The following is a 21,986-nucleotide window of genomic DNA, read 5'->3' as shown; positions in this document are numbered from 1 at the left end:
GGCCTCCCTTGTGGCTGAAGGTATAAGCGGGCACCTGATTGTGTCCTCCTGCCTCGTACGCCACAGAAGAGAGACCCCATGTCCTGGCTGTCAAGATTCAGCCTCGCGCAACGGGCCCTGATCGGGCTGATCTCGATCGTCGCCGTCGTCTTCGGCGCCATCGCGATCCCGCAGCTCAAGCAGCAGTTGCTGCCCACCATCGAGTTTCCGATGGTGTCGGTGATCGCTCCGTACCAGGGCGCGTCCCCCGATGTGGTCGAGAAGCAGGTCGTCGAACCGCTCGAGAACACCATCAAGGCCGTCGACGGCGTGAAGGGCCTGACCTCCACGGCGAGCGAGGGCAACGCCGTGATCATGGCCCAGTTCGACTACGGCAACGGCACCAAGCAGCTGGTCGCCGACGTCCAGCAGGCCGTCAACCGCGCCCGCGCCCAGCTCCCGGACGACGTGGACCCCCAGGTCGTGGCCGGCTCCACGGACGACATCCCGACCGTCGTCCTCGCCGTCTCCTCGACCAAGGACCAGCAGGCGCTCGCCGACCGGCTCGACAAGTCGGTCGTTCCCGCGCTCCAGGACATCGACGGTGTCGGCCAGGTCAGCGTCGACGGCGTCCAGGACCTCCAGGTCACGGTCACCCCCGACGACAAGAAGCTGGCCGCGGCCGGTCTCAACACCCTCTCGCTCAGCCAGGCGCTGCAGGCGGGCGGCGCGACGCTGCCGGCCGGCAACTTCTCCGAGGACGGCAAGAGCCGCACGGTCCAGGTCGGCGGCGGCTACACCTCGGTGCAGCAGATCGAGGACCTGCGCATCGCCCTGCAGCCGCAGTCGGCAACGGGCAAGCCCGGCAAGCCCGTTCGCCTCGGCGACGTGGCCACGGTGAAGGAGCAGCCCGCGACGGCCGTCTCCATCACCCGCACCAACGGCAAGCCGAGCCTCTCGGTCTCGCTCACGATGGACCAGAACGGCAGCGCCGTCGGCATCTCGAACGCCGTCGACGACAAGCTCCCCGAGCTGCGCAAGGCCCTCGGCTCCGACACCGACCTCACGGTCATCTTCGACCAGGGCCCGTCCGTCTCGAAGTCGATCTCCGGCCTCACCACCGAGGGCGCCCTCGGTCTGCTCTTCGCCGTGATCATCATCCTGATCTTCCTGGCCTCGCTGCGCTCCACGCTGGTGACGGCCATCTCCATCCCCCTCTCGGTCCTCCTGGCGCTGATCGTGCTGTGGACCCGTGACCTCTCCCTCAACGTCCTGACCCTGGGCGCGCTGACCATCGCCATCGGCCGTGTCGTCGACGACTCGATCGTGGTCCTGGAGAACATCAAGCGTCACCTCAGTTACGGCGAGGAGCGCCAGTCCGCGATCATCGCCGCGGTCAAGGAGGTCTCCGGAGCGGTCACGTCCTCCACGCTCACCACGGTCGCGGTCTTCCTGCCGATCGGCCTGGTCGGCGGCATGGTGGGTCAGCTCTTCGGCTCGTTCTCCATCACGGTGACGGCCGCCCTGCTCGCCTCCCTGCTCGTCTCGCTCACCGTGGTGCCGGTCTTCTCGTACTGGTTCCTCCGCGCCCCCAAGGGCTCGGAAGGCGTCGATCCCGAGGAACTGCGCCGCAAGGCGGAGGAGAAGGAGGCCCGCAGCCCGCTGCAGCGCCTCTACGTCCCGGTGCTGCGCTTCGCGACCGGCCGTCGTATCACCAGCCTGGTCATCGCGGCGGTCGTCCTCGTCGGCACCGTCGGCCTGGCCTCGGGTCTGAAGACCAACTTCTTCGACCAGGGCGACCAGGAAACCCTCACGCTGAAGCAGGAGCTGACCCCGGGCACCAGCCTGGACGCGGCCGACGCGGCGGCGAAGAAGGTCGAGACGGTCCTCGCCGGGATCGACACGATCAAGGACTACCAGGTCACGGTCGGCTCGTCCGGCTTCATGGCGGCCTTCGGCGGCGGTACGGGCGCCAACCAGGCCTCGTACCAGCTCACGCTGAAGAGCGCCGACGACTACAGCGCCACCCAGGACCGCCTGGAGAAGGAGCTGGCCAAGCTCGACGGCGTCGGTGAGACGACGGTCGGCTCGGGCGGCGGCTTCGGTGACCAGAACCTGAGCGTCGTGGTCAAGGCGGGCGACGGCGACACCCTGCGCAAGGCCTCCGACCAGGTGCAGGCCGCGGTGGCGAGCCTCAAGGACGCCAAGGACGTCACGAGCGACCTCTCGCAGTCCGTGCCGCGTATCTCCGTGAAGGCCAACGCCAAGGCGGCCGACGCGGGCTACAACGAGACGACGCTGGGTGCGGCCGTGGCCCAGGCGGTGCGCGGCACCGACTCGGGCAAGGCGATCCTGGACGACACCGAGCGCGACATCGTGATCAAGTCCTCGCGCCCGGCCACCACCCTGGACCAGCTGAGGAACCTCAGCCTGGGGCGCGTCAAGCTCGGTGACATCGCCGAGGTGAAGCTCGTCCCCGGCCCGGTCTCGATGACCAGGATCGACGGCGCCCGCGCCGCGACGATCACGGCGAAGCCCAAGGGTGACAACACGGGAGCGGTCACGACCGCCCTCCAGTCCAAGATCGACGAGATCGAGAAGAAGCTCCCCGCGGGCGCGAGCGTCGAGATCGGCGGAGTCTCCTCCGACCAGAGCGACGCCTTCGTCAATCTGGCGCTGGCCATGCTGGCGGCCATCGCGATCGTCTTCATGCTGCTGGTGGCGACGTTCCGCTCGCTGATCCAGCCGCTGATCCTGCTGGTCTCCATCCCGTTCGCCGCCACCGGCGCCATCGGCCTGCTGGTGATCACCGGCACCCCGATGGGTGTCCCGGCGATGATCGGCATGCTGATGCTCATCGGCATCGTGGTCACGAACGCGATCGTGCTGATCGACCTGATCAACCAGTACCGCAAGCAGGGCATGGGCGTCGTCGAGGCCGTCGTGGAAGGCGGCCGCCACCGGCTGCGTCCGATCCTGATGACGGCTCTCGCGACGATCTTCGCGCTGCTCCCGATGGCGCTCGGCGTCACGGGCGAGGGCGGCTTCATCTCGCAGCCGCTCGCGGTGGTGGTGATCGGCGGTCTGATCACCTCGACGCTGCTGACGCTCCTCCTGGTGCCGACGCTGTACGCGCTGGTGGAGCTCCGCAAGGAGCGCCGGGCGGCCAAGAAGGCGGCCAAGCGCGAGAAGAAGGCCGGTATTCCGGCCCAGTCGGACACGGAGCAGGAGACCGTGAACGTCTGAGTCACGACAGCGGGAGGCCCCGGCACTGTTCCTCGGTGCCGGGGCCTTTCCGTGTGCGCGGCCGTGCCACGGCGGCTACGGCAGTGCCAGCATCCGCTCCAGCGCCAGCTTCGCGAACTGCTCGGTCTCGCGGTCGACCTCGATCCGGTTGACCAGGTTGCCCTCGGCGAGGGACTCCAGCGTCCACACCAGGTGCGGCAGGTCGATCCGGTTCATCGTCGAGCAGAAGCAGACCGTCTTGTCGAGGAAGGCGATCTCCTTGTCCGGGTGCGCGTTGGCGAGCCGGCGCACCAGGTTCAGCTCGGTCCCGATCGCCCACTTCGAGCCGGCCGGAGCCGCGTCGAGGGCCTTGATGATGTACTCCGTGGAGCCGACCTCGTCGGCGGCCGCGACGACCTCGTGCTTGCACTCGGGGTGCACCAGGACCCGTACACCCGGAATCCGCTCACGGACGTCGTTCACCGAATCGACCGAGAAGCGGCCGTGCACCGAGCAGTGGCCGCGCCACAGGATCATCTTGGCGTTGCGCAGTTCCTCGGCCGTCAGCCCGCCGTTCGGCTTGTGCGGGTTGTAGAGGACGCAGTCCTCCAGCGACATGCCCAGGTCGCGGACGGCGGTGTTGCGGCCCAGGTGCTGGTCCGGGAGGAAGAGCACCTTCTCGCCCAGCTCGAAGGCCCATTCCAGAGCCTTCTTCGCGTTCGACGAGGTGCAGATCGTGCCGCCGTGCTTGCCGGTGAAGGCCTTGATGTCGGCGGAGGAGTTCATGTACGAGACGGGCACGACCTGCTCGGCTATGCCGGCCTCGGTCAGTACGTCCCAGCACTCCGCGACCTGCTCGGCGGTGGCCATGTCGGCCATCGAGCAGCCGGCGGCCAGGTCGGGCAGGACGACCTTCTGGTCGTCGGAGGTGAGGATGTCGGCCGACTCGGCCATGAAGTGCACACCGCAGAAGACGATGTACTCGGCCTCGGGCCTCGCGGCCGCGTCGCGGGCGAGCTTGAAGGAGTCACCGGTGACGTCGGCGAACTGGATGACCTCGTCGCGCTGGTAGTGGTGGCCGAGGACGAAGACCTTGTCCCCGAGCTTCTCCTTGGCCGCACGGGCCCGCTCGACCAGGTCCGGATCGGACGGGGACGGCAGGTCGCCGGGGCACTCCACGCCGCGCTCGCTCTTCGGGTCGGCCTCGCGGCCGAGCAGCAGCAGCGCCAGTGGGGTGGGCTGTACATCCAGGGGCTGGGCGGTGGTCACGACACGCACCCTTTCTTCTCCGCAGAAGGACTTCTCGTCGAAATGACGTTATCTATCATAACCGCTTTACGTCACCTTGACGATGGCCATTGTGTCGATGTGACGCATCCCAAGTGGTACGGACCGCGCCCACCCCCGACCGGGTGTGCGAGCATGAAGGGGAAAGACTTATGCCATGGCCCGGAATGAATCCGCGGCCCCGCCGGTTGCATCCGTCGGCAAGCAGTCCGTACAACCCGGGAGTGAAGCAGATGTCCGTATCGGACGAGAAGACCACTGTCAGCGACGGCATCCTCCTGTCCGAGGCTGCCGCGGGCAAGGTCAAGGCCCTGCTCGACCAGGAAGGCCGTGACGACCTCGCACTGCGTGTCGCCGTCCAGCCCGGCGGCTGCTCCGGCCTCCGCTACCAGCTCTTCTTCGACGAGCGCTCGCTCGACGGCGATGTCACCAAGGAGTTCGACGGCGGCGTCAAGGTCGTCACCGACCGGATGAGCGCCCCGTACCTGGGCGGCGCCTCGATCGACTTCGTCGACACCATCGAGAAGCAGGGCTTCACGATCGACAACCCGAACGCCACGGGCTCCTGCGCCTGCGGCGACTCGTTCAGCTAGGCGTCACCGTGCGGCTCGGCCGCACGGGCACTGACGAAGGCGGCGGCCCCGGACATCTCCGGGACCGCCGCCTCCGTCGTTTCCGTACGCAAGGAACTACGACCGCGGTACGGTTTGCCCGCTCGACGCGTCCACGACCTTCCGGTCGCCCAGCGGCTTGTCCAGCGTGACGGTCCGCGCCAGATCCTTGGCGATCATGATGCAGACCCGCCCCTTCTCCGGCTTCTTCTCGGTCACCGTCACCCGCGCCGCCGATCCGTCCTCGCTCGCGCTCGCCCCGTAGGTGCTGCACACCCCGCCCCAGAAGTGCACGGTCAGCTTCCGGCCGTCGGCGGAGTAGGACACGATGCGCCGCCCGTCGGTGCCGGTGCCGGTGCCCGGGTGGTTCTGCTCCTCGGTGGGGCTGATCGAAGGCGCGGTGATGTACTGCGGGTCCACCGCGCGCTGCACCACGGTGAAGTGCTGTGCCCCGCCCGCCGGCTTCACCTCGAAGAGCCACGAGGGTACGAGCGCCTGCCGGCCGTCGAGGAACTCCACCGCGAGCCCCAGCCGTGCCCCGCTGACCGCCAGCGTCTGCGGCGGCGCCGGGGACTCCTTCCGGCACGGGCTTCCCGGTGTCTCCTTGCTCGCCCTGTCCAGCGGCGCGACCGTCGCGCACCCGCCGATACCGACCGAACCACCGGCCGAGCCACCGGAGTTGAGCTGCTTCAGCGCGTCGTCCGCGCTGATCAGCGGATACTCCGCGCCCTTGACTGGATGCTTCAACTGGCCGCTGCCGCCCACCAGTTGACTGCCCACGCCCACCTGGATCCCGGTCATCCAGCCGTACGTCGGCAACCCGTCGATCACCGGATCGGCGTTCACCACCCGGACCGAGCCCATCAGTTGGCCCGCGTCGAGCTTCGCGTCGTCCTGGCCCAGCGCCTTCAGCACGGGAGCGGCCGCGGCCCTGGCCGCCTGCTCGCTCACCGCCGCGGCCTCACCGCTCGGCGGGACCTCGCCCCGACCCGCGCGTGCGTACGTCCAGGTGCCTGGCGCCTCCCTGTTGACCTGCAGCGTCGGCCCCGGACCACCGGAAGGAGATCCCACCTTCCAGGCGGTCCCCTCCAGCCGCGGCGCGTCCGTGAACCCGAGGGCGCCGGCGAGCTTCCTCACCTCGTCCGCGGAGACCGTGCCCTGCGCGCGGTACACCGCCGCACGGTCCTTCCCCTCGGGGAGTTTCCCCTCGGCCCGGTAGACGGTCCGTCCGCCGGTCGGGTCGGGCTCACCGGGTGCGATCCCCGGCGGGCCGCTCTGCGAGGCGCCCTTCGAGGCGCCGTTGCCGAGCGACAGCGGGGGAGGAGAGCCCCTGCCCGCGGGCTCACCACCGCTCTTCGTACCGCCGTCGTCGCCGAAGGCGGTCGACGCCCAGTACGCACCACCGCCACCGGCCAGCAGCACCGCTGCCGCGACCGAGGTGACGGCGAGCGGGGAATGCCGCCGCCGGGGGCTGCTCACCACGTCGTTGTCAGGTCGCTCGCTGCTCACCGCACGCTCCTTCGCCTTGTGCTTCCCGTTCCGTGCCGTACGTCGTATCCCCTCAACGGGGGACACGGGTGGGACGGAACGGGGGAGCGCACGGTTCCCTCCGGGCGCTCCTCAGTCGCCGTACTGGGACATCGAGTCGATCAGACGGGCGGATGCGGGCGGGACGGTGATGCCGTGAATCAGCGACGGATGGACCGGTTCGGGCAGTGGTGCGGCGGGCACGACCCAGTGCGGAGCCATGCGGGCGCAGTCGACGCGGAGTTCGATCAGGCTGAGTTCGACAGGGTTCGCCATATCCGCACCGTACGCACCTGGGACGCTGCGAAAAAAGCCCTACTATCAGGTAGTTTCCCGGCTTCGGCGCACAGCCGCCGACCCGGTAGCGTGAAGTGTCAACCTCCCTCCTCCACAGGAGCGTCCTCGCCGTGCGCATCGCAGTCACCGGCTCCATCGCCACTGACCACCTCATGACCTTCCCCGGCCGCTTCGCCGACCAACTGGTCGCGGATCAGCTGCACACGGTCTCCCTCTCGTTCCTCGTCGACAATCTCGACGTGCGGCGCGGGGGCGTCGGCGCCAACATCTGCTTCGGCATGGGCCAGCTCGGCACCAAGCCGATCCTGGTCGGCGCCGCGGGCTCCGACTTCGACGAGTACCGCGCCTGGCTCGACCGCCACGGCGTCGACACCGGATCGGTCCGTATCTCCGAAGTGCTGCACACCGCGCGCTTCGTCTGCACCACGGACTCCGACCACAACCAGATCGGCTCCTTCTACACGGGCGCGATGAGCGAGGCCCGCCAGATCGAGCTCCACTCGGTGGCCGAGCGCGTGGGCGGCCTGGACCTGGTCCTGATCGGCGCCGATGACCCCGAGGCGATGCTCCGGCACACCGAGGAGTGCAAGTCCCGCTCGATCCCCTTCGCCGCGGACTTCTCCCAGCAGATCGCGCGCATGTCGGGGGACGACATCCGCACGCTGCTCGAGGGTGCGACGTACCTCTTCTCCAACGAGTACGAGAAGGGCCTCATCGAGTCGAAGACCGGCTGGACCGACAAGGAGATCCTGGGCAAGGTCGGCCACCGCGTCACCACCCTCGGCTCGCGCGGCGTCCGTATCGAGGCCGTCGGCTCCGACCCGATCGAGGTCGGCTGCGCCGAGGAGGAGGCCAAGGTCGACCCGACGGGCGTCGGCGACGCGTTCCGCGCGGGCTTCCTCTCCGGCCTCTCCTGGGGTGTCGGCCTGGAGCGCGCCGCCCAGATCGGCTGCATGCTCGCCACCCTGGTCATCGAGACGCTCGGCACCCAGGAGTACACCCTGCGCCGCGCCCACTTCATGGACCGCTTCACCAAGGCGTACGGCCACGAGGCCGCGGCCGAGGTCGAGGGCTTCCTCGTCTGAATTGCCGCTTCCAGTCGCCGCTTCCAGTCGCCGCGTCCAGTTGCTGCGTCTAGTTGCTGCGCCGCACCCGGTAGGCGGTTCCGCCGCCCACCGGGTGCGCCCCCAGGTACTCCTGCGAACGCATGTCGCACCACGCGGGGATGTCGAGCCGCGCCGCCTCGTCGTCGGCCAGCACCGTCACGACCCCGCCCACCGGCACATCGCCGATGACCTTGGCGAGCTCGATCACCGGGATCGGGCACAGCTTCCCCAGCGCGTCGACCACCAGGTCCGCCGGCTCCTCCAGGCCCTCCAGGCGTTCCCTGCCGCCGCTTCCCGCGGCGGGCGCGGCCGGAGCCCCCAACTGCTTGCGTACGCCCTCCACAGCGGCCGGCAGCACCTCCAGGAACCGCTCCACGTCCGCCTCGGCGGTCCCCACCGGCAGCGACACCCGCACATTGCCCTCCGAGAGCACGCCCATCGCCTTCAGCACATGACTGGGCGTCAGCGTGGAACTGGTGCACGAGGACCCGGACGACACCGAGAAACCGGCCCGGTCCAGCTCGTGCAGCAGAGTCTCCCCGTCGACATAGAGACAGGAGAAGGTGACGAGGTGCGGCAGCCGGCGCACCGGATCTCCGACCACCTCGACATCCGGCACGGCCCCGGCCACCCGTGCCCGGATCCGGTCCACCAGGGCGCGCAGCCGCAGCGACTCGGCCGCGGCCTCGGCCCGTACCGCACGCAGCGAGGCGGCCGCCGCCACGATCGCCGGGATGTTCTCGAAACCGGGGGAGCGCCCCGACTCCCGTTCGTCCGCCGGGCCTTGAGTAGCGAACCTCACACCTTTTCGTACGGCAAGGAGCCCGACCCCTGCCGGTCCGCCCCATTTGTGGGCACTCGCGGTGAGCAGCGACCAGGGTGCGTCGACCGGGCCCCAGGCCAGCGACTGTGCGGCGTCCACCAGCAGCGGCACCCCCGCGGCCCGGCATGCGGCGGCAACTTCGGCGACGGGCTGCTCTGTCCCCACCTCGTGGTTGGCGGACTGCAGACAGGCCAGCGCGGTGTCCTCGCGCAGGGCGGCGGCGAACGCGGAGGCGGTCACCGCGCCGGTCCTGTCCACCGCCACCTCGGTCACCGAACCGCCGTCCGCCGCCAGGGCTGCCGCCGAATGGAGCACCGAGGAGTGCTCGACCGCCGAAACGACCAGATGACGTCCGACACGCCGACGTCCCGCAAGCGCTCCGGCAATTCCCAGATGGACCGAACGGGTCCCCGAAGAGGTGAAGACGAGCTCGTCGGGACGGCAGCCGACGGCCTCGGCGGCTGCCTCGCGCGCCGCGTCGATGAGGAGTCTGGCGCGCCGCCCCTCCCGGTAGAGCCGGGCCGGATCGGCCCATCCCTCGTCCAGCGAGGCCTGCAAAGCCTGGCGGGCGACGGGATGCAGGGGTGCGGAGGACGCGGCGTCGAAGTAGGGCACGCCGCCACGCTAGCGCCCGGTAGGGACCCGCAGCTCCTCCGGCCGGCGCCGTTCGTATCCGCCGTCAGGGGAGGGGCCGTCAGATAGCCCTCGGAAGCCGGGATTCCATCCCTTCGGGGAGTCGGACGGCGCGTTGGGCACCCTCCCCGCGCGACCCCAAATGGCCTCCAGTAGGGTTTGGTCCGCATAAACATCCAAACCCCTGCCCGCGCAGGATCCGGCGACCGACCAGAGAGACGGCCGCAGGGCCGCACGGGCGAGACTCTCGGGAAGGCGCTACGTGAGTCCCACCGGCTCCGACCGCTCGTCGCGGCGCCCGATGCGGCGGAAGCTGCTCCAGGTGCTTACCGCGGGCGTGGTCCTGGCGACCGCCTCTGGTTGCACATACAAGGACTTTCCCCGCCTGGGTATGCCCACCCCGGTAACGGAAGAGGCCCCTCGGATCCTCTCCCTCTGGCAGGGCTCGTGGGCGGCAGCGCTCGCCACGGGCGTGCTGGTATGGGGGCTGATCATCTGGAGCGTCATCTTCCACCGGCGCAGCCGCACCAAGGTGGAGGTCCCTCCGCAGACCCGGTACAACATGCCCATCGAGGCGCTGTACACCGTGGTCCCCCTCATCATCGTCTCGGTGCTCTTCTACTTCACCGCGCGTGATGAGACGAAGCTCCTCAAGCTCTCCCCGACCACACCGGCCGTCACGGTCAACGTGGTCGGATTCCAGTGGAGCTGGGGCTTCAACTACATCGAGGACGTCGACGGCAAGGCCGATACCGGCGATGCCGCCAAGTCCAAGGAACTGAAGGACATTCCGGACAGGTTCCTGAACCAGTTCCCGGCGAGTGCCGAGGGCGTCTACGACGTCGGCACCCCGGGTACCCGTAACCCGCAGAACGGCAACCCGGGTCCGACCCTGTGGCTGCCGAAGGGCGAGAAGGTCCGCTTCGTTCTCACCTCGCGCGACGTCATCCATGACTTCTGGGTGGTGCCGTTCCTGATGAAGATGGACGTCGTCCCGGGCCACACCAACTCCTTCGAGGTGACCCCTTCTCGTGAGGGCACCTTCAAGGGCAAGTGCGCCGAGCTCTGCGGCACCGACCACTCCCGGATGCTCTTCAATGTGAAGGTCGTCTCCAAGGAGAGGTACGAGCAGCACCTCAAGGACCTGGCGAAGAAGGGCCAGAACGGCTACATCCCCGCCGGGATCGCGCAGACTGGCCACGCCAAGAACGCGGAGACGAACAACCTGTGAGCATCCTCAACGAACCTCAGGGTGCCGAGGCAGCAGACTCCTACGAGAGCGAGCTGCCGGTACGGCGCAAAAAGCCGGGATCCATCGTCGTCAGCTGGCTGACCACCACTGACCACAAGACGATCGGCACGATGTACCTGGTCACGTCGTTCGCGTTCTTCTGCATCGGCGGGATCATGGCGCTCTTCATGCGCGCCGAACTCGCCCGCCCCGGCACGCAGATCATGTCGAACGAGCAGTTCAACCAGGCGTTCACGATGCACGGCACGATCATGCTGCTGATGTTCGCGACGCCGCTGTTCGCCGGATTCGCGAACTGGATCATGCCGCTGCAGATCGGGGCGCCCGATGTGGCGTTCCCGCGGCTGAACATGTTCGCGTACTGGCTGTACCTCTTCGGCTCGCTCATCGCGGTCGGTGGCTTCCTCACCCCGCAGGGCGCGGCCGACTTCGGCTGGTTCGCCTACTCCCCGCTGTCGGACGCCGTCCGCTCACCGGGTGTCGGCGCCGACATGTGGATCATGGGTCTGGCCTTCTCGGGCTTCGGCACGATCCTCGGGTCGGTCAACTTCATCACCACGATCATCTGCATGCGCGCCCCTGGCATGACGATGTTCCGTATGCCGATCTTCGTGTGGAACGTCCTGCTGACCGGTGTTCTGGTCCTGCTGGCCTTCCCGGTGCTCGCCGCCGCGCTCTTCGCGCTGGAGGCGGACCGCAAGTTCGGTGCGCACATCTTCGACTCCGCCAACGGCGGGGCCTTGCTATGGCAACACCTCTTCTGGTTCTTCGGCCATCCAGAGGTGTACATCATCGCCCTGCCATTCTTCGGAATCATTTCCGAAGTGATCCCAGTGTTCTCCAGAAAGCCGATGTTCGGTTACATCGGCCTCATCGGAGCCACCATTGCGATCGCCGGCCTGTCCGTGACCGTGTGGGCCCACCACATGTACGTCACCGGCGGAGTGCTCCTGCCGTTCTTCTCCTTCATGACGTTCTTGATCGCCGTGCCAACGGGCGTGAAGTTCTTCAACTGGATCGGCACGATGTGGAAGGGCTCACTGTCCTTCGAGACACCGATGCTCTGGGCCGTCGGCTTCCTGATCACCTTCACCTTCGGTGGTCTGACCGGCGTCATCCTGGCCTCGCCCCCGATGGACTTCCACGTCTCGGACTCGTACTTCGTGGTCGCGCACTTCCACTACGTCATCTTCGGCACCGTGGTGTTCGCGATGTTCTCCGGCTTCCACTTCTGGTGGCCGAAGTTCACCGGCAAGATGCTGGACGAGCGGCTCGGCAAGATCACCTTCTGGACCCTGTTCGTGGGCTTCCACGGCACGTTCCTGGTGCAGCACTGGCTGGGTGTCGAGGGCATGCCGCGTCGTTACGCCGACTATCTGGCGGCCGACGGGTTCACCGCGCTCAACACGATCTCGACGATCTCCTCCTTCCTGCTCGGCCTGTCGGTCCTGCCGTTCTTCTACAACGTCTGGAAGACCGCCAAGTACGGCAAGAAGGTCGAAGTCGACGACCCGTGGGGCTACGGCCGCTCGCTCGAGTGGGCGACGTCCTGCCCGCCGCCGCGGCACAACTTCCTCACACTGCCGCGGATCCGCAGCGAATCCCCGGCGTTCGACCTGCACCACCCGGAGATCGCGGCTCTCGACCAGCTCGAGAACCACGACCTCGGTGACAAGGCCCTCGCCGGCGGCAAGGAGGCAGGCAAGTGAAGGTCCAGGGAAAGATGTTCCTGTGGCTGAGCTTCTTCATCCTCGCGATGGCCATCGTCTACGGCGTCTGGTCGAAGGAGGCCGCCGGAACCACGGCGCTCTTCATGGCCTTCGGCCTGAGCGTGATGATCGGCTTCTACCTGGCCTTCACGGCCAGGCGGATGGACGCTCTCGCGCAGGACAACACCGAGGCCGATGTCGCGGACGAGGCCGGTGAAGTGGGCTTCTTCGCCCCGCACAGCTGGCAGCCGATCTCGCTGGCCATCGGTGGCGCTCTCGCCTTCCTGGCGATCGCCATGGGCTGGTGGCTGCTGTACTTCTCCGCACCGCTGCTCCTGATCGGCCTCTTCGGCTGGGTCTTCGAGTTCTACCGCGGCGAGAACCAGAACCAGTAACACCTGTTCCATGCACGACGAGGGGCCCGGTCACCGGTTCAGGTGGCCGGGCCCCTCGTTTGCAGTCACCCAGCGTGCCGGATCTGACTGGCCTTCATAACGTGAGCCCATGAGCCACGCACCTCGAATCCGTACGGTCCTGAGCTGCACCCTGCTGGTCGCGTCCCTGGCAGCGTCAGCGACCGCGTGCGCAGGGTCCGGCGCCAACCCGCTCTCCGCGAAGCCGTACGACGCGGCGGGGCAGGTCTCCTTCAACGGTCCCGCGGGCAACGGGAAGACCAGCCCCGACAAGCCTCTGGAGATCACCGCCAGGGGCACGGACGGCCGCATCACCGATGTGACCGCCACAGACGCCTCAGGACGCTATCTGGCGGGCGAGCTCTCCGCCGACGGCAGCAGATGGCACTCGACCGCCCCACTGGCCGCAGACGCCCACTACACGGTCAAGGTGGGCACCGAGGACCAGGACGGCGCACCGGGCCTCAGGACGCTCACCTTCGACACCGCCGCCGCCTCCAACCGGCTGAAGGTCACCTTCGGCCCCGAGGGCGGCACGTACGGCGTCGGACAGCCCATCACCGCCCAGCTCAGCGCGAAGATCAAGTCCCCGGCCGCCAGGGCGGTCGTCGAGCGTTCGCTGAGGGTCGAGACCTCGCCGTCCGTCGACGGCGCCTGGTACTGGGTGGACGACAATCTCCTGCACTACCGCCCCAAGGAGTACTGGCCCGCGCACACCACCATCAACGTGCACAGCAACCTCGACGGCATCAAGGTCGAAGGCAAGCTGTACGGCGGCGCGGCGACACCCCTGAAGATCACCACGGGCGACCGCATGGAGGCCGTCACGGACTCCGGCTCGCACTACATGACGGTGAAGCGGAACGGGAACGTGATCAATACCATTCCGGTCACCACGGGGAAGCCCGGCTACTCCACCCGCAACGGCGTCAAGGTCGTGCTGGGCAAGGAGTACTACGTACAGATGCGCGGTACCAGCATCGGTATCCCCGAGGGCAGTTCGGACTCGTACAACCTGCCGGTCTACTACGCGACACGCGTCACATGGAGCGGTGAGTACGTCCACGCGGCCCCGTGGTCCGTCGGCTCGCAGGGGTACGACAACGTCAGTCACGGCTGCACGGGCATGAGCACCGACAACGCCGCCTGGTTCTTCAACAACTTCCGCTCCGGCGACCTCGTCACGGTCGTCAACAGCGAGGGCGACACCATGACGCCGTTCGACAACGGCTTCGGCGACTGGAACCTGTCCTGGGCCAAATGGCGCAAGGGCAGTGCCCTGGACGCCGGTACGCAGCGGAACAGCGATCCCGCGGCCCCCGCGGACTCCGAGGAATCCGCGGGATCGGCACGGCTGCGGCCGACCGCGGCCTGATCCGCAGCCGGTGGAGTGCTCAGATGCGTACGGCCGACTCACTGCGCAGCAGGGCGGCCAGTGTGCCGGCGAACTCCACCGGCTCGACCGGAAGGGTCACCGCCGCCTCCGCACGGCTCCAGGTGGCCAGCCAGGCGTCCTGCGGGCGGCCCATGAGCAGCAGCACGGGCGGGCAGTTGAAGATCTCGTCCTTCATCTGCCGGCAGACGCCCATGCCGCCCGCGGGGGCCGCCTCGCCGTCCAGCACGCAGACGTCGATCCCGCCGCGGTCCAGTGCGGTCATGACGGCGTCGAGGGTGGCGCACTCCAGGAATTCCACCGGGGGAACGTCGGCGGCCGGCCTGCGACCCGCCGCAAGACGCACCTGTTCGCGGGTGTTCGCGTCGTCGCTGTAGACCAGGACCGTGGCGCTCGGCTGCATTGTTCCTCCGTGACGACTGTGTCTTCGGCGTATGCGGTGTACTCGTTGCCAGTAGGGCTCGTTGGGCGTGAACCCTGGCGCGGATGCTACTCCGCCGGACACCCCGTCAACACCGCTTCGGACCGTCTTCCGATGGGCCGTTCGGGCAGGACACACGCCCCTGACACACCGAACAGCACCCCCCAGGGTGAGGGCGGGATAAGCGACCGACATAATGTCGGTCGTGGCGACAGCAACGACAGTAGAAACCGGGCACGCGCACCCGTCGGTCAATCGACCGAACCTCACCAGCGTCGGAACCATCATCTGGTTGAGTTCCGAGCTGATGTTCTTCGCGGCCCTCTTCGCGATGTACTTCACCCTGCGATCGGTGACGGGTCCCGATCACTGGAAGGAAATGGCGCACAGCCTGAACCTTCCGTTCTCGGCGACGAACACCACGATCCTGGTGCTCTCCTCCCTCACCTGCCAGCTCGGCGTCTTCGCCGCGGAGCGGGGCGACGTGAAGAAGCTCCGCTCCTGGTTCATGATCACGTTCGTGATGGGTGCGATCTTCATCGGAGGCCAGGTCTTCGAGTACACCGAACTGGTGAAGAAGGACGGCCTCTCGCTTTCCTCGGATCCATACGGTTCGGTGTTCTACCTGACCACCGGCTTCCACGGCATGCATGTGACAGGCGGTCTGATCGCCTTCCTGCTCGTACTCGGCAGGACATACGCAGCCAAGAGATTCACTCATGAGCAGGCCACAGCCGCCATCGTCGTGTCCTATTACTGGCACTTCGTCGATGTCGTCTGGATCGGCCTCTTCGCCACGATCTACCTGATCAGGTAGCCGGGCCCGCGCGCCCCACTCATCCCGCAAGCACCGACGCAGAAGATCCTGACACCGGGGTAATCCGTGAAAAAGCTCTCCGCACGACGACGCCATCCGCTGGCGGCGGTCGTCGTCCTACTCCTCGCGCTGGCGGCCACCGGGGGGCTGTATGCCGCGTTCGCTCCCGCGGGCACGGCACAGGCCGACGAGACCTCTCAGTCCCTTGCCATCGATGAAGGCAAGAAGCTCTACTCCGTCGGCTGCGCAAGCTGCCACGGAACCGGTGGTCAGGGCACCTCGGACGGTCCCAGCCTGGTCGGCGTCGGCTCTGCCGCCGTTGACTTCCAGGTCGGCACCGGCCGTATGCCTGCCCAGCAGCCCGGCGCCCAGGTGCCGAAGAAGAAGGTCATCTACTCGCAGGCTGAGATCGATCAGCTCGCCGCGTACGTGGCCTCTCTCGGCGCCGGCCCCATCACGCCGACGGAAAAGCAGTACGACTCGGCGGGAGCAGACATCGCCAAGGGCGGTGACCTGTTCCGCACCAACTGTGCCCAGTGCCACAACTTCACCGGTGAAGGCGGCGCGCTGACCAACGGCAAGTTCGCTCCGAGCCTGGAAGGCGTGGACGCGAAGCACATCTACGAGGCCATGCAGGTCGGCCCGCAGAACATGCCGTCCTTCCCCGACACGACGATGCCGGAGAAGAACAAGCAGGACATCATCGCGTACATCAAGACCGTCAACGGTGACAACTCCGCCAGCCAGGGCGGCCTCAAGCTGGGCGGCCTCGGTCCGGTCAGCGAGGGTCTGTTCGGCTGGATCTTCGGTCTGGGTGCGCTCGTCGCAGTAGCCATCTGGGTCGCGGCCCACACCGCTAAGGCCAAGAAGTCATGAGTAGCAACGAGAATTCCGAAGAGAACCTGCCGAGCGCGCAGGGCGAAGGCGAGCACGGCTCGGTGGAGCGTGCGGACAATCCGTTCGCCGACCCGGGACTGCCGGCCCACAGGCCGCGCGTCCAGGACATCGACGAGCGGGCCGCCAGGCGCTCCGAGCGCGTGGTCGCGTTCCTGTTCACGCTGTCGATGATCGCCACGATCGCGTTCATCGCGTCGTACGTGGCCTTCCCGGTCGACAAGATCGTCTACATCTTCCCGATCGGGCATGTGAGCGCGCTCAACTTCTCCCTGGGCATGACCCTGGGCGTGGCGCTCTTCTGCATCGGAGCGGGCGCGGTCCACTGGGCCCGCACGCTGATGTCGGACGTCGAGACGCCGGCCGACCGCCACCCGATCGAGGCAGACGCCGAGACCAAGGCCCAGGTCCTCGCGGACTTCAAGCAGGGTGCCGAGGAGTCCGGCTTCGGCCGGCGCAAGCTCATCCGCAACACGATGTTCGGCGCGATGGCCATGGTGCCTCTCGCCGGTGTGATGCTGCTGCGCGACCTCGGTCCGCTGCCGGAGAAGAAGCTCCGCACCACCCTGTGGGCCAAGGGCAAGGTCCTCATCAACATGAACACCAACGAGCCGCTGCGTCCTGAGGACGTAGCAGTCGGCTCGCTGACGTTCGCCATGCCCGAGGGCCTGGAAGAGGACGCGGAAGACTTCCAGACGCAGATCGCCAAGGCTGCCCTGATGATCGTCCGTATCCAGCCGGCAGACATCAAGGACAAGCAGGAACGCGAGTGGGCCCACGAGGGCATCGTCGCGTACTCCAAGATCTGCACCCACGTCGGCTGCCCGATCAGCCTGTACGAGCAGCAGACGCACCACGTGCTCTGCCCGTGCCACCAGTCCACCTTCGACCTGTCCGACGGCGCACGCGTCATCTTCGGCCCGGCCGGGCACGCCCTGCCGCAGCTGCGGATCGGCGTCAACGGCGAGGGGAACCTCGAAGCGCTCGGCGACTTCGCAGAGCCCGTCGGTCCTGCCTTCTGGGAGCGCGGATGAGCACCGTGACGGATTCACAGCGCAAAGCGCCCGCCGGCGAGCGGGTGGCCGACTGGGCGGACGGACGCCTGGGCATCTACGGCCTGGCCAAGACCAACATGCGCAAGATCTTCCCGGACCACTGGTCCTTCATGCTCGGTGAGATCTGCCTGTACAGCTTCATCATCATCATCCTCACGGGTGTGTATCTGACGCTGTTCTTCCACCCGAGCATGAACGAGGTCGTGTACCACGGCCCGTACGCACCGCTCCAGGGTGTGCGCATGTCCGAGGCCTACGCCTCGACCATGAACATCAGCTTCGAGATCCGCGGCGGTCTGCTGATCCGGCAGATCCACCACTGGGCCGCGCTGATCTTCATCGCCGGCATGCTCGTGCACATGATGCGCGTCTTCTTCACGGGCGCCTTCCGCAAGCCGCGCGAGGTCAACTGGCTGTTCGGCTTCCTGCTGTTCATGCTCGGCCTGTTCACCGGCTTCACCGGCTACTCCCTCCCGGACGACCTGCTCTCCGGTACGGGTGTCCGGTTCATGGAGGGCGTGCTGCTCTCCGTGCCGGTCGTGGGCTCGTACATGGCGATGTTCCTGTACGGCGGTGAGTTCCCCGGCGGTGACTTCGTCGCCCGGTTCTACTCGATCCACGTACTGCTGCTGCCGGGCATCATGCTCGGCCTGCTGGTGGCGCACCTGATCCTGGTCTTCTACCACAAGCACACGCAGTTCGCGGGTCCCGGACGTACGAACAAGAACGTCGTGGGCATGCCGCTGCTGCCGGTCTACATGGCCAAGGCCGGAGGCTTCTTCTTCCTGGTCTTCGGCGTCATCGCGGTCATGGCGGCGGTCGCCTCGATCAACCCGATCTGGGCGATGGGCCCCTACCGTCCCGACCAGGTGTCCACGGGCGCCCAGCCGGACTGGTACATGGGCTTCTCCGAGGGTCTGGTCCGCATCATGCCGGGCTGGGAGATCAACGCCTGGGGTCACACGCTCGTCCTGGGTGTGTTCATCCCGATCGTGATCTTCCCGCTGGTCCTGGTCGCGATCGCGGTCTACCCGTTCATCGAGGCCTGGGTCACGGGCGACAAGCGCGAGCACCACATCCTGGACCGCCCGCGCAACGTTCCTACGCGCACCGGCGTCGGTGTCGCCTGGATCACGCTCTATCTGATCCTGCTCGTCGGTGGCGGCAACGACCTCTGGGCCACGCACTTCCACCTGTCGATCAACGCGATCACCTGGTTCGTCCGGATCTTCATGTTCGTCGGACCGGTACTCGCGTTCATCTTCACCAAGCGGTGGTGCCTGGGTCTGCAGCGCCGTGACCGCGAGAAGGTGCTGCACGGACGTGAGTCCGGCGTCATCAAGCGGCTGCCGCACGGCGAGTTCGTGGAGATCCACCAGCCGCTGAAGCCGGCGGAGATGCACACGCTCACCGCGCACGAGCAGTACAAGCCGCTCGAGATCGGCCCCTCGGTCGACGAGAACGGTGTCGAGCGCAAGGTGTCGCCGCTGCAGAAGCTCAAGGCCAAGCTGAGCAAGGGTTACTACGGCGGCGAGAGCCAGATCGAGAAGCCCACCGCACAGGAGCACGAGGAGATCACCAGCGGCCACGGCCACCACTGATCACCTGACCTCAAGGTCGCCACAGCTGGAGCCCCGTCCATCCGATGGACGGGGCTCTTCGCTGTCCGGCGGCGCTGGATAAGGTGTTCCCATCCCTATTCGGCAGTGGACCCAGGAGCGGACCATGAACGTTGTGACCCCGGTCGGCGGCGACAGCGTGGCGGCATACTCCTGGCCGGGCGTACTCGACGCACTGCTCGGCGGCACGGACGTGGGTGCGGACGTCACGGCCTGGGCCATGGACCGGATCATGAGCGGTGAGGCGACGAACGCCCAGATCGCCGGCTTCGCGGTGGCGCTGCGGGCCAAGGGCGAGACGGTGGAGGAGATCTCCGGTCTCGTACGGACCATGTACGCGCACGCCAACCTCATCGAGGTCTCCGGACAGACCGTGGACATCGTCGGGACCGGTGGTGACGGCTTCAAGACCGTCAACATCTCCACCATGTCGGCGATCGTGGTGGCCGGGACCGGGGCGAAGGTCGTCAAGCACGGCAACCGGGCGGCGTCGAGTGCGTCGGGTGCCTCGGACGTACTGGAGAAGCTCGGCGTCAATCTGCAGCTGACGCCGAAGCGGGTCGTCGAGGTCGCGGAGGAGGCGGGGATCACCTTCTGCTTCGCCGTAAAGTTTCATCCGGCGCTGCGCCATGTGGCCAGCGCACGGCGGGAGTTGGGGATCCGCACCACCTTCAATCTGCTGGGTCCGCTGACCAACCCGGCCCAGGTACGGTCCCAGGCCGTCGGTGTCGCCGATGCGCGGATGGCGCCCATCGTGGCCGGGGTGCTGGCCGAGCGTGGCAATTCGTCGCTGGTCTTCCGGGGCGACGACGGCATGGACGAGCTGACGACGACCGCGACCTCCAAGGTGTGGGTCGTACGGGACGGTGCCGTCCGCGAGGAGGCCTTCGACCCGCGGGACGTGGGCATCGGCCTGGTGCCGGTGGAGGCGCTGCGCGGAGCGGACGCCTCGTTCAACGCCGAGGTCGCCCGGCGGCTCCTCGACGGCGAGAAGGGTCCCGTACGGGACGCGGTCCTGCTCAACTCGGCGGCGGCGCTGGTCGCCCTGGAGCCGGGGCCCGGCACCCTGAACGAGCAGATCGAGGCGGGGATCGCCAAGGCGGCCCGGTCCATCGACTCAGGGGCCGCACGCAGCGCTCTGACCCGCTGGGTCGCGGTGAGCAACACCTAAACCTGGGTCCGGTGTGACGTAAGGCGCAGTCCAGATGACGGACTGCGCCTTGCGTGCGTTGGGCCTTGTGGCAAAATTCTCGGCAGGTCATGAGTGACAGCGATTTCGGCCTCAGCCCGCTGTCCGGCAACCCTCCTTCCGTGGCGGGGTGCCCTGAGTGAAGACCAGGCCGCAGGCAGCGACGTCTGTGGCAAGCGCGGATCCCTCGCCAGGGGTCCTGGTTTCCGAGGGAGTGTCTTCCGTGGTTCAGCGAATGCGATAGGGCAGCAGCCCCTCTTCCCGCACACCCTTTTTCGCTTCTTCTCGCCTGCCTTTCCCGGGAGTTCGCCATGTCTGTCTCCAGCACTGTCGCCGACGCTTCGGTTTGTACCCCTCTGCCCGTACTTGGGCGAGATGTCCTCGTCCCGCTCGTCACCGGCGGCGAGGTCACCTACGCGGCTCTCGACTACGCGGCCAGCGCCCCGGCCCTGCAGCGCGTGTGGGACGACGTGGCGGCGTACGCCCCGTACTACGGCAGCGTGCACCGCGGTGCCGGGTACCTCTCGCAGCTCTCCACCGACCTCTTCGAGAACAGCCGCGCTACCGTCGCGGAGTTCCTCGGCTGCCGCGAGGGCGACCAGGTCGTCTTCACCCGCTCCACCACCGACTCCCTGAATCTGCTGGCCGCGGCCGTCCCCGCCGGCTGCCAGGTCTTCGTCTTCGAGACCGAGCACCACGCCTCGCTGCTGCCCTGGCGCGACGCCGAGGTGACCTACCTCAACGCCCCCCGCACCCCGCAGCAGGCAATCGAGACCCTGGAGCGCGCGCTCGCCGACCGTGACCCCTACGGTCCCGCGCTGGTCTGCGTCACCGGTGCTTCGAACGTCACCGGTGAGCTGTGGCCCGTGAAGGAGCTGGCCGCCGCAGCGCACGCCCACGGCGCGCGGATCGTCCTCGACGCGGCGCAGCTCGCGCCTCACCACCCCGTGGACATCGCGGAGTCGGACGTCGACTGGGTCGCCTTCTCCGGCCACAAGCTGTACGCGCCGTTCGGCTCGGGCGTCCTCGCCGGCCGCTCCGACTGGCTGACGGAGGCCGAGCCGTACCTCGCGGGCGGCGGCGCCTCCCGCAAGGTCGCCCGGCGCACCGACGGCGGAGTGGACGTGGAGTGGCACACCACGGCCGCCCGCCACGAGGCCGGTTCGCCGAACGTGATCGGCGTGTACGCGATCGCCTCTGCCTGCAAGGCGCTCACCGAGGCCGGCTTCGACTCGCTCGTCGAGCGCGAGCAGTCCCTGGTCACCAAGGTCCGCGAGGGCCTGGCCGAGGTGGACGAGGTCAAGGTGCTCTCGCTCTTCGGCGACGACGCCCCCCGCGTCGGCGTCATCTCCTTCGTGGTCGAGGGCTGGAACAGCTCGCACTTCGCCGCGGCACTCTCCGCCGAATACGGCATCGGCGTGCGCGACGGCCTCTTCTGCGCCCACCCGCTGGTCCGCACCCTCCTCGGCAGCGACCCGCAGGACCCGGGCGAGTGCGGCGCTCCCGAGGCCGAGCCGGGCGAGCGCTCGCTGAACGCGATCCGGGTGAGCTTCGGCGCCGGGACCCCCGACGAGCACGTGGAGCGCTTCGTGCGCGCGGTCAAGGAGCTGGTGCGCGACGGCGCGCGCTGGAACTACCGCACCGAGGACGGGCGTTGCGTCCCCGCGGTGTGACGCGGACAGACACGACGCGGACAGACACGACGAGGCCCCGGCAGCAGCTGCTGCCGGGGCCTT

General features: G+C 67.8%; 18 protein-coding genes and 1 riboswitch. Of the genes, 13 read left to right on the top strand and 5 right to left on the bottom strand.

Annotation, left to right across the window (positions count from 1 at the left end; translation table 11 throughout):
* Positions 1 to 78 precede the first annotated feature (78 nt).
* Complete coding sequence (locus tag J0695_RS18095; RefSeq protein WP_206963117.1) at positions 79 to 3,225, top strand: efflux RND transporter permease subunit; 3,147 nt, start codon at positions 79 to 81, stop codon at positions 3,223 to 3,225.
* A gap of 75 nt (positions 3,226 to 3,300) precedes the next feature.
* Here the strand turns inward: J0695_RS18095 and nadA are convergent, their stop codons facing one another.
* Positions 3,301 to 4,482, bottom strand: coding sequence for a quinolinate synthase NadA (gene nadA / locus J0695_RS18090; RefSeq protein WP_206963116.1), 1,182 nt, complete (start codon positions 4,480 to 4,482; stop codon positions 3,301 to 3,303).
* A gap of 242 nt (positions 4,483 to 4,724) precedes the next feature.
* Between nadA and J0695_RS18085 the strand changes: the two genes are divergently transcribed.
* A complete protein-coding gene (locus J0695_RS18085) occupies positions 4,725 to 5,084 on the top strand; it encodes a HesB/IscA family protein (RefSeq protein WP_206963115.1) in 360 nt (119 codons plus the stop codon).
* Between the two features lie 96 nt (positions 5,085 to 5,180).
* On the opposite strand, the gene J0695_RS18080 is transcribed toward J0695_RS18085, so the two are convergent.
* The gene (locus J0695_RS18080; RefSeq protein WP_206963114.1) at positions 5,181 to 6,611 is read right to left on the bottom strand and encodes a hypothetical protein; all 1,431 of its coding nucleotides are present in this window, start codon (positions 6,609 to 6,611) and stop codon (positions 5,181 to 5,183) included.
* Positions 6,612 to 6,722: 111 nt separating this feature from the next.
* On the bottom strand, positions 6,723 to 6,905 hold the full coding sequence (locus tag J0695_RS18075; RefSeq protein ID WP_206963113.1) for a hypothetical protein: 183 nt from the start codon (positions 6,903 to 6,905) through the stop codon (positions 6,723 to 6,725).
* 131 nt (positions 6,906 to 7,036) lie between these two features.
* Between J0695_RS18075 and J0695_RS18070 the strand changes: the two genes are divergently transcribed.
* Positions 7,037 to 8,011: a carbohydrate kinase family protein gene (locus J0695_RS18070; protein ID WP_206963112.1), complete on the top strand. Its 975-nt coding sequence runs from the start codon at positions 7,037 to 7,039 to the stop codon at positions 8,009 to 8,011.
* A 49-nt stretch (positions 8,012 to 8,060) separates the two neighbouring features.
* Here the strand turns inward: J0695_RS18070 and J0695_RS18065 are convergent, their stop codons facing one another.
* Positions 8,061 to 9,470, bottom strand: coding sequence for a cysteine desulfurase/sulfurtransferase TusA family protein (locus tag J0695_RS18065; RefSeq protein WP_206963111.1), 1,410 nt, complete (start codon positions 9,468 to 9,470; stop codon positions 8,061 to 8,063).
* A gap of 280 nt (positions 9,471 to 9,750) precedes the next feature.
* Between J0695_RS18065 and ctaC the strand changes: the two genes are divergently transcribed.
* The 4 genes from ctaC to J0695_RS18045 all read left to right on the top strand — a co-directional run bounded on the left by ctaC (position 9,751) and on the right by J0695_RS18045 (position 14,237).
* Positions 9,751 to 10,719, top strand: coding sequence for an aa3-type cytochrome oxidase subunit II (gene ctaC, locus J0695_RS18060; protein ID WP_206963110.1), 969 nt, complete (start codon positions 9,751 to 9,753; stop codon positions 10,717 to 10,719).
* A complete protein-coding gene (gene ctaD / locus J0695_RS18055) occupies positions 10,716 to 12,449 on the top strand; it encodes an aa3-type cytochrome oxidase subunit I (RefSeq protein WP_206963109.1) in 1,734 nt (577 codons plus the stop codon). Before ctaC ends, ctaD begins: the two co-directional genes overlap by 4 nt.
* Positions 12,446 to 12,844, top strand: a complete 399-nt coding sequence (locus J0695_RS18050) for a cytochrome c oxidase subunit 4 (protein ID WP_206963108.1) — start codon at positions 12,446 to 12,448, stop codon at positions 12,842 to 12,844. Before ctaD ends, J0695_RS18050 begins: the two co-directional genes overlap by 4 nt.
* Positions 12,845 to 12,953: 109 nt before the next feature.
* Positions 12,954 to 14,237 carry a L,D-transpeptidase gene (locus J0695_RS18045; RefSeq protein ID WP_206963107.1) on the top strand — a complete coding sequence of 428 codons (1,284 nt, stop codon included), beginning with the start codon at positions 12,954 to 12,956 and terminating at the stop codon, positions 14,235 to 14,237.
* A gap of 19 nt (positions 14,238 to 14,256) precedes the next feature.
* Here the strand turns inward: J0695_RS18045 and J0695_RS18040 are convergent, their stop codons facing one another.
* Positions 14,257 to 14,658 (bottom strand): DNA-binding transcriptional response regulator, encoded by a 402-nt coding sequence (locus J0695_RS18040; RefSeq protein ID WP_206963106.1) that lies wholly within the window; start codon positions 14,656 to 14,658, stop codon positions 14,257 to 14,259.
* Positions 14,659 to 14,872: 214 nt separating this feature from the next.
* On the opposite strand from J0695_RS18040, the gene ctaE reads away from it, so the two are divergent.
* From ctaE to J0695_RS18010, 6 genes are all read left to right on the top strand, one after another.
* Positions 14,873 to 15,493 (top strand): aa3-type cytochrome oxidase subunit III, encoded by a 621-nt coding sequence (ctaE, locus tag J0695_RS18035; protein ID WP_206963105.1) that lies wholly within the window; start codon positions 14,873 to 14,875, stop codon positions 15,491 to 15,493.
* A gap of 66 nt (positions 15,494 to 15,559) precedes the next feature.
* Positions 15,560 to 16,369: a cytochrome bc1 complex diheme cytochrome c subunit gene (qcrC, locus tag J0695_RS18030; RefSeq protein WP_206963104.1), complete on the top strand. Its 810-nt coding sequence runs from the start codon at positions 15,560 to 15,562 to the stop codon at positions 16,367 to 16,369.
* On the top strand, positions 16,366 to 17,421 hold the full coding sequence (gene qcrA, locus J0695_RS18025; protein ID WP_206963103.1) for a cytochrome bc1 complex Rieske iron-sulfur subunit: 1,056 nt from the start codon (positions 16,366 to 16,368) through the stop codon (positions 17,419 to 17,421). Before qcrC ends, qcrA begins: the two co-directional genes overlap by 4 nt.
* Entirely contained in the window at positions 17,418 to 19,043 is a 1,626-nt protein-coding gene (qcrB, locus tag J0695_RS18020) for a cytochrome bc1 complex cytochrome b subunit (RefSeq protein ID WP_206963102.1), read from the top strand. The genes qcrA and qcrB overlap by 4 nt, the downstream gene beginning before the upstream one ends.
* Before the next feature lie 124 nt (positions 19,044 to 19,167).
* Positions 19,168 to 20,232 carry an anthranilate phosphoribosyltransferase gene (trpD, locus tag J0695_RS18015; protein WP_206963101.1) on the top strand — a complete coding sequence of 355 codons (1,065 nt, stop codon included), beginning with the start codon at positions 19,168 to 19,170 and terminating at the stop codon, positions 20,230 to 20,232.
* Positions 20,233 to 20,317: 85 nt separating this feature from the next.
* A riboswitch (SAM riboswitch) is annotated at positions 20,318 to 20,435 on the top strand.
* Positions 20,436 to 20,561: 126 nt separating this feature from the next.
* The gene (locus J0695_RS18010) at positions 20,562 to 21,923 is read left to right on the top strand and encodes an aminotransferase class V-fold PLP-dependent enzyme (protein WP_206963100.1); all 1,362 of its coding nucleotides are present in this window, start codon (positions 20,562 to 20,564) and stop codon (positions 21,921 to 21,923) included.
* Positions 21,924 to 21,986 lie beyond the last annotated feature (63 nt).

Origin of the sequence: Streptomyces beijiangensis (assembly GCF_017315755.1) — a bacterium.
Lineage (GTDB): Bacteria > Actinomycetota > Actinomycetes > Streptomycetales > Streptomycetaceae > Streptomyces > Streptomyces beijiangensis.
This window is presented reverse-complemented; position numbering and strand designations above follow the sequence as displayed.